The sequence below is a fragment of the Yersinia nurmii genome (assembly GCF_001112925.1).
GTDB lineage: Bacteria > Pseudomonadota > Gammaproteobacteria > Enterobacterales > Enterobacteriaceae > Yersinia > Yersinia nurmii.
In genome coordinates, this window is the sequence record NZ_CPYD01000002.1 from 74923 (window position 1) to 92830 (window position 17908).

Consider the following 17908-nt stretch of genomic DNA (forward strand, 5'->3'; position numbering starts at 1 on the left):
AGCGTTCGTCTCTCCCCTCTATTTTTGTGTTTTTGATTAAAATCCTGCCATTTCTCTCTTCCGACACTATTTTTAATGGTATTCATCCATATGATTTTCTACGATGAGTGGAAAGTCTGTTCTGGAGCAAAACTATGCGTTGGCAAGGTCGTCGTGAAAGTGACAATGTGGAAGATCGTCGGGGTGCCTCATCCGGTGGTGGCGGTGGTTTTCGCCCGCCGATTGGAGGCAAGGGCGGGCTTGTAATCCTGATCGTGGTGCTGGTGGCGGGTTATTACGGTGTGGATCTCACTCCGCTGCTGAACGGCAGCGATCCGGCACAGCAAACCACCCCGCAATCCAGTGCGCCGATTAGTCCGAAAGATGAGCAAATGGCCAAGTTTACCAAGGTTGTGCTGGCCGATACCGAAGATACCTGGAAACCTATTTTCCAGAAGATGGGTAAAACCTATCAGGATCCGAAACTGGTGATGTATCGCGGCGCAACTCGCACCGGTTGCGGTACTGGGCAATCGGTTATGGGGCCATTTTATTGTCCGGCGGACAGCACCGTGTATATTGATTTATCGTTCTACGAAGACATGAAAAATAAGCTGGGCGCGGGGGGAGATTTTGCTCAGGCTTATGTTATTGCTCATGAAGTAGGGCATCATGTTCAACATTTGTTAGGGATTGATGCCAAAGTACGCCAGCAACAGCAGGGTGCCTCTCAGGTTGAAGCTAACCGTCTTTCTGTGAAGATGGAACTACAGGCCGACTGTTTTGCCGGCGTGTGGGGTAAAGCTATGGATGAGCAACAGGTACTGGAAGAGGGGGATTTACAGGAAGCTCTCAATGCTGCGCAGGCCATCGGCGACGATCGTCTACAGCAAAAGAGTCAGGGGCGAGTGGTACCGGATAGCTTCACCCACGGCACATCCCAGCAACGTTACACTTGGTTCAACCGCGGTTTTGAGAGCGGTGACCCAAACAGTTGTGATACCTTCGCCAGCCGCTAAAATACCTCATCGCTGCGTGACAGCATGATTCTCCTATTCTTGCCGGCGCATTAGCGACCGGCATTTGTTTTTTGAATATTTTGCTTTTCGACTACATTGCACTTTGACTAAAAGGTAGGGAAAACCATGGCTACTCTCGATCCTACATTGCTAATCCTGTTGGGATTGGCTGCGTTGGGTATTATCAGTCACAACATGACGGTAACGCTGGCGATTTTAACCTTGCTGGCCATTCGTATTACGCCGTTGAACCAGTATTTTCCGCTAGTGGAAAAATACGGTTTAACCATAGGGATATTGATTCTAACTATCGGTGTGATGACGCCTATCGCCAGTGGGCGAATTAGCGCCAGCGAGGTACTTCACTCCTTTATTCACTGGAAATCGATTCTGGCGATAGCTGTTGGCATCGGAGTATCCTGGCTGGGTGGGCGCGGCGTATCTTTGATGACACATCAGCCTTCGGTAGTCGCCGGGCTATTAGTCGGTACGGTATTGGGCGTAGCGCTGTTTAAAGGTGTACCGGTTGGCCCGTTAATCGCCGCTGGTTTGCTGTCACTGGTTATCGGTAAACAATAACGTGATTGACACTCTGGTTGCTTTACAGCCGCAGATGGTGCAGCAGGGCATACGCCGTTTAGTGGTATTGAGCGGTAGCGCTGACTGGAGCCGCCAACAGGCGAAAGAGCTGTATCAGCGATTAGGCAGTGGCGTTTGGCTGGCTGAACAGGCGCCAGATTCCGCTGAAATGATTGCGCCATTATCGGCGAAAACCTTATTGGGGCAGGAACGCCTGCACGGCTTTTTCGATGCAACCCAAGGGGTGAATATCGATGCGTTGGCGATTTTGGCTGGAACGTTGCAAGCGGGAAGCTGGCTGGTTTTGCTGGTGCCAGAGTGGGAAAGCTGGCCAACGCAGCCGGATGAAGACAGCCTGCGCTGGAGCGAGCTTCCGCAGCCGATTGCCACGCCGAATTTCATTCGTCATTTGCAACGGCATATGTTGGCTGACTCTGAAACGATAGTGTGGCGGCAAAATCAGGTGGTTCAACAGCCGCAGTTTGCTAAGCGTGCAACCTGGCAACCGGCAACGGGCGCGCCTACTCAAGAGCAGCGGGCGATTTTGTATGCACTGCTGCATTCTGAAGCTGATATTTGGGTTGTGACCGCGCCTCGTGGCCGTGGCAAATCGACGCTGGCTGGAATGTTGGTAAACCAGTGGTCAGGAGCCTGTTGGGTTACGGGGCCGACCCGGTCAGCCACAGAAATACTCAATCACTGCGGCGATAGAAAAGCACAATTCTGGGCTCCGGACGCACTATTGCATCACCTTGAAACTGAACTCAATCATGACGCAGACTGGCTGATTGTCGATGAGGCCGCTGCGATCCCGACGCCGCAGCTATCCGCCATGTTAGCTCATTTCCCACGTGTATTATTGATCAGTACCGTGCAGGGTTATGAAGGTACTGGGCGTGGATTTCTGCTGAAATTCTGCGCGTCGTTACCTCACTGGCAAGGTTTCACTTTAAAAGATCCTATTCGCTGGACAAATAACGATCCGTTAGAAAATTGTTTGGACCGTGCGTTGTTGTTTACCGATCCGATCGTCACTGACTCAGCCGATTTGGTAACGATCCGCCGTTGTCAGCAGCAGGATTGGCTTAACGATCCCGATCTGTTGACCGAGTTTTATGGTTTGTTATGTAGCGCGCATTACCGAACTTCTCCACTGGATTTACGTCGTTTGATGGACGCACCGGGAATGCATTTTTCCGCGGCGGTAAGTGCTGGGCAGGTGATTGGCGCGTTATGGTTGGTGGATGAAGGTGGATTAACGGCGGAGTTAGCTTGGGAAGTCTGGGCTGGACGGCGTAGGCCGCGAGGCAGCTTGGTCGCGCAGTCGCTGGCGGCTCATGGAGGACTATGGCGGGCGCCGACGCTGCGTTCGCGTCGGGTGAGTCGGGTGGCCGTGCTGGCGCAACGGCGGCGTGAGGGCATTGCGCGACAAATTATTGCTGAAGAAACTCAGCGGGCAAAAGATCAAGGTGTGGATTTTCTCTCCGTCAGTTTTGGTTTTACCGAGGATTTATGGCAATTCTGGCAGTCCTGCGGTTTTGAACTGGTGCGAATCGGTAGCCATAAAGAGGCTAGCAGTGGTTGCTACGCAGCAATGGGAATTTTACCGTTAACATCTGACGCTGTAGCGCTATGTTTGGCCGCAAAGGAGCAACTGGCTCGCGACTGGCGCTGGTTGCGCCGTTGGATAGATTTGACGTTACCTTTCCCCGATTGCGCAGATACGGATCTCAATGAGGATGACTGGCAGGAATTGGCCGGATTTTCCTTTGGTTTCCGCCCGATAGAAGCCAGTCTGGCGGCGTTGAACCGATTGTTACTGCACTGTATTTTGCCGCTACCGGCATTACGGCAATATTTACAAGAAGGTGTGTCTACTGCGGAGATTAGTCAAAACCTGAAGCTTAGCGGACGAAAAGCGTTGATTACCCGCTGGCGGGAAGAAACTGCGCTTGGATTAAGTGAATTAGATGTGGCGTTGACGGGCTGGTGGCGGGAAAGGGTAAAAGGGGATTAGGTTTTGATCTTAAGAATGTATTTGAGCTTTCCGATGTCTAGATTGGATCTGGTTTCGGAAGCCCAATAGTTCAGTTTTTCCTCACTTAGCGTGGAGGCTTCCGAGCAGGGTTAGCCGTTGCCCCAACCCTGACCTGCGCTTGGCGCGAAAGTGGGGTTCTGCGAACTTTTCTCGTTCACTCCTCGTCCGGCGAACCCGCGCGAGATTCACCCGCGGGCTTTCTGTGGATGGACATGCCATCCTGCTCCAGCGGTTCACTCTGGTTCTCATCCCGCTCGGCCCACTTTTTGATTGCGCCTTTCAACGTCAAAACACAGATGATTATCTGTTTTAAATTTAGTTTTTGGATTTGACCTCTCAGAGCACATCTCAGCTTGCTGAGTGAAGAACAGAGGGTCGGGCAATCCGCCATGGACGGCGCATAGAGGCGTCATGAGCAGGGACGCAAATAAAGCCGTCCTGTCAGCCTGCGTGATAAACGAGGTGGCCTGCGCATCAGGTAGGCGATACGTGCAGAGGCACGGATTGTTAAGCTTAGAGATGTGAGGTATGCGCAAATCAAATATCAACCAGAATGAGAACTCCATACCAATCCCACATCATTGCAATAAATGGAATAACTCATTCAAGAAAACCCGATATTCATCTCGCAGCAGCGGCGTATAGTATTTCTATCGCCACCTGAATACAGGGGCACCTTTTCGGCTCCGTAGAGCCAGTATTTATTGAACTAAGGAGTATCCTATGAACCATGAGCATTTCGTTGTACAAAGCCCCGCAACACCGGCTGAGCAGCTGATTTTGCTCTTTCACGGTGTAGGAGATAATCCAGTCAATATGGGGCAGATCGGGAGCTATTTTGCTAAAGAATTCCCGCAGGCGTTGGTGGTCAGTATCGGCGGGCCTTTTGCCAGCGGCCCGGCTAACGGACGCCAATGGTTTTCCGTGCAGGGTGTAACGGAAGATAACCGGCAGGCACGTATTGATGAAGTCATACCACAGTTTGTTTCAGTGGTACGCCACTGGCAGCAGCAAAGCGGGCTGGGCGCGCAGGCTACGGCGCTGGTCGGTTTTTCTCAAGGGTCAATTATGTCCCTCGAAGCGGTTAAAGCGGAGCCTCAACTGGCTGGACGAGTAGTGGCATTCAGTGGACGCTTTGCTACTTTGCCGGAGCAGGCGCCGAAAGATACGGTTATCCATCTGATTCACGGCGAAGATGACAATGTGATCAACGTTGAGCAAAGTAAAGCGGCGGCGACTCGTTTAGCCACTTTAGGCGCGGATGTTACGCTAGATTTGGAACAAGATAATGGCCATGCGATTAACCAGGGTATGATGGATAACGCACTGGAACGCCTGCGTTATTATGTGCCCCGGCATTATTGGGATGAGGCTTTGTCCGGTAAACGCGGTGAACTAATCGCTTTCCGATAAGCGGCGAGAAAAAAAGGGCAAGCGTCTGAGAATATTGCGCTTGCCCTTTTTTATGCTTAATTATCAAAACGCTGGCTGCTTCATCCTATAAGAGAATGATCGCAGGCTACTTTTTTTTCTTATTATCCGGCCAGTCATCGTCGTCGTCCCATTGAGCATTATTATCCCGGTGTGGCGGTAACTCCGGCTTATTGCTCAAGAATTTTTTATGGTCGAGCCGACGCAGCTCTTTGATCCCATTCAAAATAATCCCTACCAGCAGGATCAGTACAATCCACCAGTAATCTGCTAACCATTGCATGGGCGCACTCCTTTGGTTGTGGATATGAAACGCGAAAATACCAGCGGTAAATGGCTGGCAAGCCACTCAATACCGGCAACGTCCTGTTGTTGCCAGGCTTCAAGCAGCAATTCTGGCGTGAGTAAATGCTCAGCCTGTTCCGCCAATGGTCGGTAACTTAAATGCCATGGCTCTACCGCTACGCCGCCGCTGTCTTCAACGAATGGGCGATAGAAGCCAAAATCGGCCATGTTGGCGCTAAGCCATTGGGTTAACGAATAAAAATATCCGCCAGCTTCATATTCCCAAGGTTCTAACTGTAGTTTTTTTCCTTCCGGCAGCAGAGTCGGATCGTAAATATCCAAATCGCTGCCCCAGTGATGGCGGCTGGCACCCGGTAATGCTGACCAGCGCAGAATGGCCACGCAGCGTTCGCCCTCACTTATTCCTGAAATATCCAGCGGCTGGCTGTTCTGATCTAATACTGGTCGCTCACCGCGGAATTTGCCATTCCAGATCGCTAATTGCCGCTCAAAATCGCGAAAGGTACTCGCGGGCTGTAGATTCAGACCGGCGTCTTTGGCCGCCTGCTGCATAGCGAGAAACGCTTTTACTGCCTGAGGTTGTAGACGGTGATTTCCACTGAGAGGAACCAGATGCTCACAGGTTCTGCCGGTCAGCATTTCTGGGGTCATCATGCGATCAATTGCTCCATTATGCGTTGATACATGCGGCTAAGTAACTGCAAATCGGCTGCGTTAACGCATTCATTTACTTTGTGAATAGTGGCGTTAACCGGGCCTAGTTCAACCACCTGTGCGCCCATCAGAGCGATAAAACGCCCGTCGGAGGTGCCGCCTGTGGTCAATAGTTGAGGTGTCACTTCATTATACAACTCCACCGCGTCTACCACCGCATCCACTAAGGCTCCGCGTGCGGTCAGGAATGGCTGACCGGAAAGCACCCAGTCGATGCTGTAATTAAGTTGATGACGCTCCAGCAAGGCTTCGACACGCTGCCGGATTAGCGCATCGGTCAATTCGGTGCTGAAACGGAAGTTAAACTGAACGTAAAGTTCACCGGGGATAACGTTGTTGCTGCCGGTGCCCGCTTGCACGTTGGCAATTTGCATACTGGTCGCCGGGAAGAATTCGTTGCCCTCATCCCATTGGGTGGCAACCAGTTCCTGTAATGCAGGCATCGCGCGATGCACAGGATTATCCGCTAGATGAGGATAAGCGACGTGACCTTGAACACCATGAATGCGCAAGTTGGCGGTGATTGACCCGCGGCGGCCATTTTTTACCACGTCGCCGACGCGTTCGGTGCTGGATGGTTCACCAACCAGACAATAGTCCAGCCGCTCGTTACGTGCCATCAGCGCATTGACCACTTTTACCGTGCCATTAATCGCCTTCGCTTCTTCATCGGAAGTGATCATAAAGGCCAGACGTCCTTTATGATTCGGATTTGCGGCGACGAAACGTTCAGCAGCCACCACCATCGCGGCGAGTGAACCTTTCATGTCGGCAGCACCACGGCCATAGAGCATTCCGTCCCGAATGACTGGATCGAACGGCGGATTCGTCCAATGGCTTTCATCGCCGGTAGGCACCACATCGGTATGGCCAGCAAAAGCCAGGGTTTCACCTTCACCGCGCCACGCCCAGAAATTTAGCGTATCGCCAAAATTCATCGGTTCGACGGTAAAACCAATCGCCAGTAGGCGCTGAATCATAATATCCTGGCAACCGGCATCTTCTGGGCTGAGAGAGGGGCGACGGATTAACTGTTGGGCAAGTTCAATAACGGGGCAGCTCATCTTAACGCACCTCTGCAAAAAATTGTTGATAGCTCTCAGGTTTGAAACCGAGCAGAATGCCGCCGTTTGCCGCTTCCAGCACCGGGCGTTTAATGATAGCCGGTTGTTCCAGCATTAGAGCCTTGGCGGTATCCGCATCGACCACGGCGGCGCGCTGCGCTTCATCCAGTTTACGCCAGGTGGTGCCGCGAGTATTCAGCAGGGCTTCCCAACCTAAACGTTCGATAAAACCTTGCAGAAGTGTATCGGTTAATCCGTCAACGCGGTAATCGTGAAACCGATAGGGAATCGTGTTTTCTTCCAGCCAGCGGCGGGCCTTTTTAATTGTGTCGCAATTTTTAATGCCATAGAGGCTAATAGGGGTGTTTTCCGGGCTATCTGACATAAATAACAATGGCCTCTACAAAAGATGGGCAAATGAGTGCGGGTAAACCAAAAAATTGTATGGAACCTCGGATTTAGGCTACACCACATAATGCGGCAAAATGCCCTGTGAATCCAGACGGCTATCGTCGTATTCCCTCAATGGGTTATTTCGCGCAGGTTGAGCCGGATAGGGTTGCCATTTCAGTTTATGTCCTGATAACGTAGCGCCTTATTTCGGTGCTTGTTTAGATAGGGATATTAAGATGCAGGGAATATTACGCTTTTGTGTTTTTTTCGGATGTTGTATGACGATGTTTGCAGCCAGTGCCGCCGGGCCTGACGGTGTATTTTCGCTGATTGATCAACGTTTATCTTATATGAAAGATGTCGCTGGCTATAAAGCCGCCCATCATCTACCTATTGAGGATTTAGCGCAGGAAAAGCGGGTATTGCAGCAGGTTATGGGTGAGGCTGAAAAAAAGGGGATTGATCCTGAGTCGATTAAACCCTTCTTTATCGCTTCGATGGATGCGGCTAAGGTAATTCAATATCGTTATCGGGCCGAATGGTTATCTAAACCAGCAGAAGGGTGGGAACCACGCAGCTTGGATAAAATCCGGCCTGAAATAGCCAATTTAAGTAAGCAATTGATTGCAGAAATTTATTCGCTACTGGCCTCCGGCCAAACCATTGAGCAGAGCGAATTGTCACGTTTTAGGGATATTGTGCATCAGATGAACTTGAATGATGCCGATAAAATGCGCTTATTCACAACTCTACGGCTAATTAAACTGAATCAGAAATAATGCAATTGCCACCCCGTTGCGGGTGGCGCTACTTAGATTAGCCAGTCATTCTCTGTATCAGCCAATCCGGTCCAAGTCTGCTGCGTACTGTCGAATTGCCCGTTGATATAGGCTGATTTCTTTATGGTTAGAGGTTTCCGCCAGAAGCAATAGCAATGAGGCGACCGCGTCTTTGGTCTCGCCCAGATTATATAACGTCATGGCGCGAAACAGCGTTATCTCTTTGGCATCAGGGAATTGCGTTAACGCCTTTTCGAATATATCCAGCGATTCTTTATATAAACCCAGAGTGCGGTAGGTGCTACCTAATCCCAGATAAACTTCCTGTAATTCTTCTGCGGCTAGATTGTTGTCAATGGCAGTCAGATAAAATGGAATCGCCTGCATTTCTAAGCCCTGAACATCGTACAGCGAGGCAATTTTATGCAGCAGGCTACCGTTATGGGGATCTTCAACCAGTAATTTGAATGCCAAAGTCATGGCATCGTCATAACGGCCCAGTTTCTCCAGCGAATCTATGGTGTGTTTCATGGCATATGGCGCGTTAATGTGAGAATAACCCGCACGCTACTCTGTCGGGCTGAAACAGGCAAGCCTGCATGTGTAATAACCTGAGTTATTTCAATATCTCGGCCAACGAAGTTATACCCTAAAAAACCAGTCTATTATTTCGCCTTTATTTGCTCGAAAAATAATCGTATAATTACGGCGGTTATTAGAGAGGACATTATGGTTGATGTAGAATTAAACACATGGAAAGAGTTCATCGAGTCAATGCTGCGTAAGGCATAATTCGATAAATGAGTAACAGCGGTTGACGCTATTTTGTATGACTTAGATTTACCCAGGGAGCGAGTGACTCGCTCGCAAAAGGCAGGTTCTCAAAGAATCTGCTTTTTTTATTTGGGTCATGGCACGTGTGAAATGAAAGCTATTTTAGATATCTGCAATATTATTCACGTTATCTGATGAATAACTTATCGAATTAAAATAACTTTTTAGTCGACATTAATAATGTGGTTTTCTCCGTTGAACTTATGACTTTCTCTATTTATTAGGAAATAATCGAGTAAGGTATTGTTAAGATATATTTATTATTGATTAATCATTCACTCATGCAATATCGTTATTTTTGCTGAGGATACGGCGCCAATCAATTCACTGAAATAATGAATAATTGGCGCAGTGATTGTGAGGGAATAAAGAATTAGAGCTCATCTCCCTGATTAGGCTGGCTTCCACGCATCGGCCTTCCCGGGAAACGACGGCGAACCAAAACAAAGAATAATGGCACGAAGAAGATGGCCAGAACCGTTGCTGAAATCATGCCGCCCATGACGCCGGTCCCCACAGCGTGCTGGCTGCCAGAGCCTGCACCCTGACTGATAGCCATAGGCAATACGCCAAAGATAAAGGCCAATGACGTCATCAGAATAGGTCTGAGGCGTTGACGCGAGGCCTCAAGCGTGGCTTCAACCAGATCTTTACCTTTGTTATTCAATTCATTGGCAAACTCAACTATCAAAATGGCGTTTTTGGCCGATAGCCCGATGATAGTCAACAACCCTACCTGGAAATACACATCGTTTTCCAGCCCGCGCATCCAGGTTGCTGCGACGGCACCGATCACCCCCAAAGGCACGACCAGCATAACGGAGAACGGAATAGACCAGCTCTCGTAAAGCGCTGCCAGACACAGGAATACTACTAATAGCGAGATAGCGTAAAGCGCCGGAGCCTGTGAGCCGGACTGGCGTTCCTGATAGGACATGCCTGTCCATTCCAGCCCGAAACCATTTGGCAACTGGCTTACCAGCTTTTCCATGACGTCCATTGCTCCGCCGGTACTGACACCTTGGGCGGCTTCCCCGACAATTTCCAGTGCGGAATAACCGTTGTAACGCTCCAGACGTGGTGAACCAAATTCCCAGCGAGTGGTGGAAAAGGCGGAGAAAGGCACCATGCCACCACTGTTATTCCTGACGTACCACTTATTGATGTCTTCCGGCAACATTCGAGCGGTAGCTTCGGCCTGAACGTAAACTTTCTTCACCCGTCCGCGATCGACAAAGTCATTCACATAAGTTGAGCCCCAGGCGGTTTTCAGCGTGTTATTAATATCATCCAGCGATACGCCCAGTGCCTGAGCTTTACGTTGATCGATATCGATTTGCAGCTGCGGGCTGTCGTCCAGACCGTTATGACGTACTCGTGTCAGCTCTGGCTGTTTGGCCGCTAGCTGTAACAGTTCATCCCGCGCGGCCATTAATTTATTGTGCCCCTGACCACCGTGGTCCTGCAATTCCAGCTCAAAGCCAGAGGAGTTACCCAGACCTGAAATAGCCGGGGGACTACTGGCTGAAACCTTGGCTTCGGTAATTTTGTTAAAAGCCTTGGTTGCCCGCTCAATAATGGCAAAAGAAGAATCCTGACTGTTGGTGCGCTGATCCCAGTTTTTCAAACGGACAAACAGACGAGCAACGTTTTGCCCGTTACCGCCGGGGCCAGAGCCTACGGTAGAAAACACCGATAGCACGTTATTTTTTTCTTCCGTCAGGAAGTAATCCTCCACTTTTTCTACGACTTTCAGCGTTTGTTGCTGAGTGGAACCGACGGGCAACTGAACCTGAGCCATAAATACGCCGCGGTCTTCCTGCGGTAAAAACGAAGTCGGTAGCTTGAGAAATAAAAACGCCAGGCCGCCGAGTAAGAGTAAATACACCAGGATATAGCGCAGGCTATGATGTAAAACCCGAGCGACGCCGTTTTCATAGCGTTTCGCATTGCGGTCAAACATACGGTTAAACCAGCCAAAGAATCCTCGTTTACCGTGATGATGCCCGGCAACGACCGGTTTGAGTAAGGTGGCGCATAGGGCTGGTGTCAGGATGAGAGCGACTAAAACCGACAGAACCATGGCAGAAACGATAGTGATGGAGAACTGACGGTAAATCGCACCGGTCGTGCCACCAAAGAAGGCCATAGGGATAAATACCGCTGAAAGCACCAGTGCAATTCCGACTAATGCCCCTTGTATCTGCCCCATAGATTTGCGGGTGGCTTCTCTTGGTGGCAGCCCTTCTTCGCTCATGACGCGTTCGACGTTTTCCACCACGACGATGGCGTCATCAACCAAGAGTCCGATGGCTAATACCACGGCAAAAAGGGTGAGGGTATTAATGCTAAACCCGAAAGCCGACAAAATAGCGAATGTCCCCAATAACACTACCGGTACGGCGATTGTCGGAATTAAAGTGGCGCGGAAATTTTGTAAAAACAAATACATAACCAGAAATACCAACAGCACTGCTTCAACCAGCGTTTTTACCACGTCTTTGATTGAGGCCTGTACGAAAGGGGTAGTTTCGTAAGCAATTTTGGCTTCCAGACCGTGGGGGAAGAACGGAGCCAGTTCGGCAATACGCGCTTTCACGAGCTTATCGGTTTGTAATTCATTGGCACCAGAGGCCAGTTTGATACCCATTCCTGACGCGGGCTGTCCGTTAAACCGGCTGAGATAATCATATTTCTCCGCGCCCAGCTCAACTTTTGCGACATCGCCTAGGGTCACCAGAGAGCCGTCTTGATTCACCCGCAGGGTAATTTCACGGAACTGTTCTGGGGTTTGCAATTGGGATTGAGCGTTCATGGTGGCATTCAACGCTTGATTATCCACCGAAGGCGTACCGCCAAGCTGCCCGACGGCAATCTGACTGTTCTGGGATTTAATGGCATCCACGACATCTTGAGTGGTTAACTGGTAGTTAGTCAGCTTGGACGGGTCGAGCCAAATGCGCATTGCATATTGGGAACCAAAGGCATCCACGCTGCCGACGCCTTCAATACGGCTGATCGGATCTTGCAGGTTACTGGCCACATAATCGGCAATATCTTGTTTATCCATGCTACCGTCGGTAGAGACAAACGCCAGCATCATTAGGGTATTATCACCCGATTTAGAGACGCTAACCCCTTGCTGCTGGACATCCTGCGGTAACTTTTTAATGGCAGACTGCAACTGGTTCTGCACCTGCTGCATGGCTTCATTGGGATTGGTACCGGCTTGGAACGTCAGCGTGACGCTGGCGCTACCGGTATTACTGCTCTGGGAGGACATATACAGCAGGTTGTCCAGGCCGGTCATGCTTTGTTCGATTACCTGAGTGACGGTGTTTTCCAGCGTTTGGGCCGATGCACCCGGATAACTGGCGGAAATCCGCACATTTGGCGGCGCCAGATTAGGATACTGTTCGACGGGTAAAGAGAAAATAGCCAACATCCCGGTTAGGCAGAGAATTATCGCTAACACCCATGCAAAAATGGGGCGATCGATGAAGAAATTTGCCATGCAGCGGGAACCTCGTTAAGCGTGACCTTATCACTAGATTAGGAAAATTATTACTTTTGTGAATCTGTCGCTACTTTACGTGGGAATCAGTGATGAAACGTGGAGAAAAAAAGGAGATAGTGTAAAAAAACACAAGGTCGCTTTTTTTTGCCGCCTTATTGCTCATAACTCACGATATCCAGTGGTTATTACTCATCGCGCAGATTGATGTCTGGTGCTTTGGAGTCGAACAGAGATGTCGCCTGAGAGCGTCCTTGAACCAAAATAGTCTCTTTAAAACAGGATATAGCCATGGAACTCAATCCGGTATTCGCCCGGCGACTTTATCTGTGCTGGTTACTTAGTGTGAGTGATAAGCCCAATGTGCCGCGATTAATGGCGTTAACCGGCTGGCCGCGGCGCACTTTGCAGGACGTGTTGAAAGCCTTGCCGGGGCTGGGCGTCACTTTAACCTTTATTCAGGACGGGATAAGAAATAATGACGGTTTTTACTGCCTGGAAAGCTGGGGGCCGCTGAATAAAAAGTGGGTGCTGGAGCACCATAAAGTCATTTTAGCGGCCATAGAGTAGCCCCGGTTGACCGGGGTTAGTCTCAGTGGTGCTTGTTTTCCAGATACAAAATGGTGGCGGCGACCCGTGAACGCACATTCAGTTTACGTAACAGGTTACGAATATGAACTTTCACCGTTTCTTCGGAAATATGTAGCTCGAAAGCCACCTGTTTATTGGACATACCGCGCGCGACTTCCTGAAGAACATCCAATTCACGCTCGGTTAATTCGGCAAAAGGATTAATCTGTTCGTGGCGAGAGGAGAGATACTCCTGCACTTCTTCGCTGAACACGCTTTCTCCCTCAGCGGCCTGCCGCAAATGCTCTAGCAGAATTTCAGGCTCGCTGTCTTTTAACAGGTATCCGTCGGCGCCGGCGTCAATCATGGCGTACACGTCGCTGCGGGCGTCCGAAACGGTCAATACGATAATTCTGGCGTCAATGCCTTCGTTACGCAGAGCTTTCAGCGTGTCTAAGCCGTTCATTCCCTTCATATTCAGATCGAGCAAAATAACGTCGGGTTGAGTTTGACTGGCCAATTCCAATGCTTCTTCGCCGTTATTGGCTTCGGCAACTACGGTAAATGCCGTTTCCAACTCTAACAGCTGTCTGATGCCGCGACGCATTAACGGATGGTCGTCAACAATCATAATGGTGTGATTTGTCGTCATGATAGGTAATGCTCCCTGTAGCCAGTAAAACGTACCGCAACAGGCAAGGTTATGCCGATTCCGGTAGCAAGATTATGGTGGAATTACGTGGTGATAGCCGAAAAACCTTTAGCCAACCTAAAGTGGATTCTTTTTATTGCGTAACTTGGAACCTGTTACGCTCCGTTAAAACGGTTCGATCCGCTATTTATTGTACCGCAACCGCCCTGAATATTATAAACCTGTTCTGCTTTAAATCGTGATTTCTGCCTATATAACACGGTAAAACGGCTATTAGGTGATTAATTTTATACGCATACAGTTATGCGAATTATTTAATAAATAAGTTCGCCTTAATTATTCTATTTGGTAAATAAAATAATCAGGAAAATACTGATCGTGCTCATCTTGGCTTAATCTTGATTCAGCCGTTAGTTAAATCGTTGTGTAAAAATATAAATAACGCAAATCGGTTAAAACAGGAGGGTGAGAGCAAATAACGCTGGAAATAATTGATCTAGCGCAATCTTTCCCTCTGATTAACTCTAAAGGGTAATTATGTTTTTACCAATAATTGGGTATCTACTGTTACCAAACTAGGGAAACCATTTAGTGGTAATACGAATAATAATAATTATCACCATTTTGATTTTCCGGCCAGAGCAGCCGGGTCCTATTTGCTAAGCCACATTATAAGTGTGAAGCAATCAGGTATTTAAATAAATGGCAAGCAATGTTGCCAGCAATGTCAAGGGTATCTGCATGGCCGATTTGTCCCGACGCCGCTTGCTTTCAGGGCATTGGCGGCGCAATTCTGACCATCCGTCTTCCGTTATCCGGCCGCCCTGGTCGGTTGCCGAGGCTGAGTTCACGGCTGGCTGCACGCGCTGCCACGCCTGTATCAATGCCTGCGAAACCGGAGTGCTTATTGCCAGCCGCGGGGGGTTCCCCGAGATAGATTTCCAACGTGCCGAATGTACTTTTTGTACTCATTGCGTAACCGCCTGCGAGGCACCGGTTTTTACCTCGCCAGATCGCGAGCCGTGGCAGCTAAAAGCTACATTCTCGGCGAGTTGTCTGCCTTTTAAAGGCATCGAATGCCGTAGCTGTCAGGATAGCTGCGAAAGTCGGGCGATCGGATTCCGCCCGCGCTTAAACGGCATTGCCCAACCAGAATTAGCGGTCGACGCCTGCAACGGATGCGGAGCCTGTGTGCCCGGATGTCCGGTACAGGCCGTGACTCTTACCCGGAGCGAAGATGGAAGATAAAGAATGGCATGTTTGTGGTCTGGTGGTTCAAGCCAAACCGGAACGCATTCCCCGATTAATCGACGAGTTACTCGCGATTCCGGGAACAGAAATACCAACCAGTGACGCCCAACAGGGAAAATTGGTGGTGGTTATGCAGGCAGCGCGCTCAGACGTGCTCCTGAGACAAATTGAGTCAGCGCGTAATTTGACCGGCGTGCTGGCTGTGTCGCTGGTATATCACCAGCAGGATGAGCAAGGTGAGGAACAACCATGAAACTCAGTCGTCGGGACTTCATGAAAGCCAATGCCGCAGTGGCCGCCGCCGCCGCCGCGGGGATGACCATACCCACCGTGGCCAAAGCCGTGGTGGGGGGGGCAGATACGATTAAATGGGATAAAGCACCTTGCCGATTCTGTGGTACCGGCTGCGGTGTACTGGTGGGCACGCAAAATGGCCGTATCGTGGCGTCGCAGGGCGATCCTGATTCACCCGTCAACCGTGGGCTGAACTGTATTAAAGGGTATTTTTTGCCGAAAATTATGTACGGCAAAGACCGTTTGATCCAGCCGCTGCTGCGTATGAAAGATGGCCAGTACGATAAAGAAGGCGAGTTTACTCCAGTCAGCTGGGAAAAAGCCTTCGATATCATGGAGCTAAAATTTAAAAATGCGCTGAAAGAAAAAGGCCCAACCGCCGTGGGAATGTTCGGCTCCGGTCAGTGGACAATCTGGGAAGGCTACGCCGCGTCTAAGTTAATGAAAGCCGGTTTCCGCTCGAATAACCTCGATCCTAACGCTCGTCACTGCATGGCATCGTCCGTAGTGGGTTTTATGCGTACTTTTGGTATGGATGAGCCAATGGGGTGCTATGACGACATTGAGCAGGCCGATGCATTCGTGCTGTGGGGCTCGAATATGGCGGAAATGCATCCCATTCTGTGGTCGCGGATGACTAGTCGTCGTTTAACCGATCCTAACGTTAAAATTGCCGTCCTTTCGACCTTCGAACATCGTAGCTTTGAGCTGGCTGACAATCCGATTGTCTTCACGCCTCAAACCGATCTGGTGATGATGAATTACATCGCCAACTCTATCATTCAAAATAATGCGGTCGATCAGGATTTCCTCGATCGTCACGTTAATTTCCGTCGTGGTGCCACCGATATCGGCTACGGTTTACGCCCGACTCATCCACTGGAAAAAGCGGCGAAAAACCCAGGCAGCGACGCGTCCGAGCCGATGAGTTTTGAAGACTTCAAAGCCTTCGTGGCGGAATATACGCTGGAAAAAACCTCTAAAATGAGTGGCGTGCCGGAAGATCAGCTGGAAGCGCTGGCGCAGCTGTATGCCGATCCAAAAGTGAAAGTGGTTTCCTACTGGACCATGGGCTTTAACCAGCATACCCGTGGCGTGTGGGCGAATAACATGTGCTACAACCTGCACCTGTTAACCGGAAAAATCTCTAAGCCGGGCTGCGGGCCGTTCTCTCTCACCGGCCAGCCTTCCGCCTGCGGTACTGCGCGTGAAGTGGGCACCTTCTCTCACCGTTTACCGGCCGACATGGTGGTAACCAATGAGAAACATCGCCAAATTGCTGAAACCAAGTGGCAATTGCCAGCCGGTACGATTCCGGAGAAAGTCGGCCTGCACGCCGTGGCTCAGGATCGCGCGCTGAAAGACGGCACTCTTAATGCGTATTGGGTGATGTGTAATAACAATATGCAGGCCGGGCCGAATATCAACGAAGAACGTATGCCTGGCTGGCGTGATCCCCGTAACTTTATCGTGGTTTCCGATCCTTATCCGACCATCAGTGCGCTGGCCGCAGACCTGATTTTGCCGACGTCAATGTGGGTAGAAAAAGAGGGCGCATACGGTAACGCTGAGCGTCGTACCCAGTTCTGGCGTCAGCAGGTGCCATCACCGGGTGACGCCAAATCCGACCTGTGGCAAATGGTTGAGTTTTCCAAACGTTTCAAAGTGGAAGAAGTATGGCCTGCGGAATTGTTGGATCAAAAACCGGAGTATCGCGGTAAAACCCTGTTTGACGTCCTCTACGCCAACAACGTGGTGAATAAATTCCCATTAAGCGAAATCCCGGCCGATCAGTTGAACGATGAAGCGCGTGATTTTGGTTTCTATATCCAGAAAGGGCTGTTCGAAGAGTATGCCGATTTTGGTCGCGGGCACGGTCACGATTTGGCACCTTTCGATCGCTATCATCAGGAGCGCGGCCTACGCTGGCCAGTGGTGGACGGCAAGGAAACCCTGTGGCGCTATCGGGAAGGTTTCGATCCTTTCGTGAAAGCTGGAGAAAGTGTGCGCTTCTACGGTAAACCTGATGGCAAAGCGGTGATTTTTGCGCTGCCTTATGAGCCAGCGGCAGAAAGTCCAGATGAAGAATATGACCTGTGGCTGTCAACGGGTCGCGTGCTGGAGCACTGGCATACCGGTTCTATGACGCGTCGGGTTCCGGAGCTGCATCGTGCTTTCCCTGAAGCGGTGCTGTTTATTCACCCGCTGGATGCGCGAGCCCGTGATCTACGCCGAGGAGACAAGGTGAAAGTCATTTCCCGACGTGGTGAAGTGATTTCGCTGGTGGAAACCCGTGGCCGTAACCGTCCGCCCCAAGGATTGGTGTTTATGCCGTTCTTCGATGCGGCGCAGTTGGTCAATAACCTGACCTTGGATGCTACCGATCCATTATCCAAAGAAACCGACTTTAAAAAATGCGCGGTGAAATTGGAAAAGGTTTAACCCTGATACTCAGCCTGCTGTCGGAGCCATTTTAAGGCACGCAGGCCGA

Annotated in this window: 16 protein-coding genes; 9 read left to right on the plus strand and 7 right to left on the minus strand. The window is 50.2% G+C overall.

Annotated elements, in window-relative coordinates:
* Positions 1-134 precede the first annotated feature (134 nt).
* The 4 genes from ypfJ (at position 135) to ypfH (ending at position 5028) form a co-directional block, all read left to right on the plus strand.
* Positions 135-998: a KPN_02809 family neutral zinc metallopeptidase gene (gene ypfJ / locus AD970_RS03115; protein ID WP_049596884.1), complete on the plus strand. Its 864-nt coding sequence runs from the start codon at positions 135-137 to the stop codon at positions 996-998.
* A gap of 126 nt (positions 999-1124) precedes the next feature.
* Positions 1125-1577: a DUF441 domain-containing protein gene (locus tag AD970_RS03120; protein ID WP_049596885.1), complete on the plus strand. Its 453-nt coding sequence runs from the start codon at positions 1125-1127 to the stop codon at positions 1575-1577.
* Position 1578: 1 nt separating this feature from the next.
* Positions 1579-3594, plus strand: a complete 2016-nt coding sequence (locus AD970_RS03125) for a tRNA(Met) cytidine acetyltransferase TmcA (RefSeq protein WP_049596886.1) — start codon at positions 1579-1581, stop codon at positions 3592-3594.
* A gap of 744 nt (positions 3595-4338) precedes the next feature.
* On the plus strand, positions 4339-5028 hold the full coding sequence (ypfH, locus tag AD970_RS03135; protein WP_049596888.1) for an esterase: 690 nt from the start codon (positions 4339-4341) through the stop codon (positions 5026-5028).
* A 106-nt stretch (positions 5029-5134) separates the two neighbouring features.
* Here ypfH and AD970_RS03140 read toward each other — a convergent pair whose 3' ends face one another.
* From AD970_RS03140 to AD970_RS03155, 4 genes are read right to left on the minus strand one after another with little or no spacing between them, the layout of a single operon-like run.
* Positions 5135-5329, minus strand: coding sequence for a YpfN family protein (locus AD970_RS03140; protein ID WP_049596889.1), 195 nt, complete (start codon positions 5327-5329; stop codon positions 5135-5137).
* On the minus strand, positions 5317-5991 hold the full coding sequence (locus AD970_RS03145; RefSeq protein ID WP_049597170.1) for a M15 family metallopeptidase: 675 nt from the start codon (positions 5989-5991) through the stop codon (positions 5317-5319). Before AD970_RS03145 ends, AD970_RS03140 begins: the two co-directional genes overlap by 13 nt.
* Before the next feature lie 11 nt (positions 5992-6002).
* The gene (gene dapE / locus AD970_RS03150) at positions 6003-7130 is read right to left on the minus strand and encodes a succinyl-diaminopimelate desuccinylase (RefSeq protein ID WP_049596890.1); all 1128 of its coding nucleotides are present in this window, start codon (positions 7128-7130) and stop codon (positions 6003-6005) included.
* A 1-nt stretch (position 7131) separates the two neighbouring features.
* Entirely contained in the window at positions 7132-7515 is a 384-nt protein-coding gene (locus AD970_RS03155; RefSeq protein ID WP_049596891.1) for an ArsC family reductase, read from the minus strand.
* Positions 7516-7759: 244 nt separating this feature from the next.
* Here AD970_RS03155 and AD970_RS03160 point away from each other — a divergent pair, with 244 nt between their 5' ends.
* Positions 7760-8302, plus strand: coding sequence for a chorismate mutase (locus tag AD970_RS03160; protein WP_049596892.1), 543 nt, complete (start codon positions 7760-7762; stop codon positions 8300-8302).
* Between the two features lie 57 nt (positions 8303-8359).
* Here AD970_RS03160 and AD970_RS03165 read toward each other — a convergent pair whose 3' ends face one another.
* Both AD970_RS03165 and acrD read right to left on the minus strand, forming a co-directional pair.
* The gene (locus tag AD970_RS03165; protein ID WP_049596893.1) at positions 8360-8833 is read right to left on the minus strand and encodes a tetratricopeptide repeat protein; all 474 of its coding nucleotides are present in this window, start codon (positions 8831-8833) and stop codon (positions 8360-8362) included.
* 676 nt (positions 8834-9509) lie between these two features.
* Positions 9510-12650, minus strand: coding sequence for a multidrug efflux RND transporter permease AcrD (acrD, locus tag AD970_RS03170; protein WP_049596894.1), 3141 nt, complete (start codon positions 12648-12650; stop codon positions 9510-9512).
* Positions 12651-12941: 291 nt separating this feature from the next.
* Here acrD and AD970_RS03175 point away from each other — a divergent pair, with 291 nt between their 5' ends.
* A complete protein-coding gene (locus AD970_RS03175; protein ID WP_049596895.1) occupies positions 12942-13220 on the plus strand; it encodes a winged helix-turn-helix domain-containing protein in 279 nt (92 codons plus the stop codon).
* Between the two features lie 22 nt (positions 13221-13242).
* On the opposite strand, the gene narL is transcribed toward AD970_RS03175, so the two are convergent.
* The gene (gene narL / locus AD970_RS03180) at positions 13243-13872 is read right to left on the minus strand and encodes a two-component system response regulator NarL (RefSeq protein ID WP_049596896.1); all 630 of its coding nucleotides are present in this window, start codon (positions 13870-13872) and stop codon (positions 13243-13245) included.
* Between the two features lie 741 nt (positions 13873-14613).
* Between narL and napF the strand changes: the two genes are divergently transcribed.
* Genes napF through napA form a run of 3 tightly spaced genes read left to right on the plus strand, consistent with a single transcriptional unit; the run spans position 14614 to position 17859 of the window.
* Positions 14614-15120 (plus strand): ferredoxin-type protein NapF, encoded by a 507-nt coding sequence (napF, locus tag AD970_RS03190; protein WP_049597171.1) that lies wholly within the window; start codon positions 14614-14616, stop codon positions 15118-15120.
* A complete protein-coding gene (napD, locus tag AD970_RS03195; RefSeq protein WP_049596898.1) occupies positions 15110-15376 on the plus strand; it encodes a chaperone NapD in 267 nt (88 codons plus the stop codon). The genes napF and napD overlap by 11 nt, the downstream gene beginning before the upstream one ends.
* Positions 15373-17859: a nitrate reductase catalytic subunit NapA gene (napA, locus tag AD970_RS03200; protein WP_049596899.1), complete on the plus strand. Its 2487-nt coding sequence runs from the start codon at positions 15373-15375 to the stop codon at positions 17857-17859. The genes napD and napA overlap by 4 nt, the downstream gene beginning before the upstream one ends.
* Positions 17860-17908: the final 49 nt, after the last annotated feature.

Excerpts from the sequence above, each read along its gene's own strand:
- ypfJ (WP_049596884.1), top strand. The coding sequence starts at position 135 with ATGCGTTGGCAAGGTCGTCGTGAAAGTGACAATGTGGAAGATCGTCGG.
- AD970_RS03120 (WP_049596885.1), top strand. The coding sequence starts at position 1,125 with ATGGCTACTCTCGATCCTACATTGCTAATCCTGTTGGGATTGGCTGCG.
- ypfH (WP_049596888.1), top strand. The coding sequence starts at position 4,339 with ATGAACCATGAGCATTTCGTTGTACAAAGCCCCGCAACACCGGCTGAG.
- AD970_RS03140 (WP_049596889.1), bottom strand. The coding sequence starts at position 5,329 with ATGCAATGGTTAGCAGATTACTGGTGGATTGTACTGATCCTGCTGGTA.
- AD970_RS03145 (WP_049597170.1), bottom strand. The coding sequence starts at position 5,991 with ATGCTGACCGGCAGAACCTGTGAGCATCTGGTTCCTCTCAGTGGAAAT.
- dapE (WP_049596890.1), bottom strand. The coding sequence starts at position 7,130 with ATGAGCTGCCCCGTTATTGAACTTGCCCAACAGTTAATCCGTCGCCCC.
- AD970_RS03155 (WP_049596891.1), bottom strand. The coding sequence starts at position 7,515 with ATGTCAGATAGCCCGGAAAACACCCCTATTAGCCTCTATGGCATTAAA.
- AD970_RS03160 (WP_049596892.1), top strand. The coding sequence starts at position 7,760 with ATGCAGGGAATATTACGCTTTTGTGTTTTTTTCGGATGTTGTATGACG.
- AD970_RS03165 (WP_049596893.1), bottom strand. The coding sequence starts at position 8,833 with ATGAAACACACCATAGATTCGCTGGAGAAACTGGGCCGTTATGACGAT.
- acrD (WP_049596894.1), bottom strand. The coding sequence starts at position 12,650 with ATGGCAAATTTCTTCATCGATCGCCCCATTTTTGCATGGGTGTTAGCG.
- AD970_RS03175 (WP_049596895.1), top strand. The coding sequence starts at position 12,942 with ATGGAACTCAATCCGGTATTCGCCCGGCGACTTTATCTGTGCTGGTTA.
- narL (WP_049596896.1), bottom strand. The coding sequence starts at position 13,872 with ATGACGACAAATCACACCATTATGATTGTTGACGACCATCCGTTAATG.
- napF (WP_049597171.1), top strand. The coding sequence starts at position 14,614 with ATGGCCGATTTGTCCCGACGCCGCTTGCTTTCAGGGCATTGGCGGCGC.
- napD (WP_049596898.1), top strand. The coding sequence starts at position 15,110 with ATGGAAGATAAAGAATGGCATGTTTGTGGTCTGGTGGTTCAAGCCAAA.
- napA (WP_049596899.1), top strand. The coding sequence starts at position 15,373 with ATGAAACTCAGTCGTCGGGACTTCATGAAAGCCAATGCCGCAGTGGCC.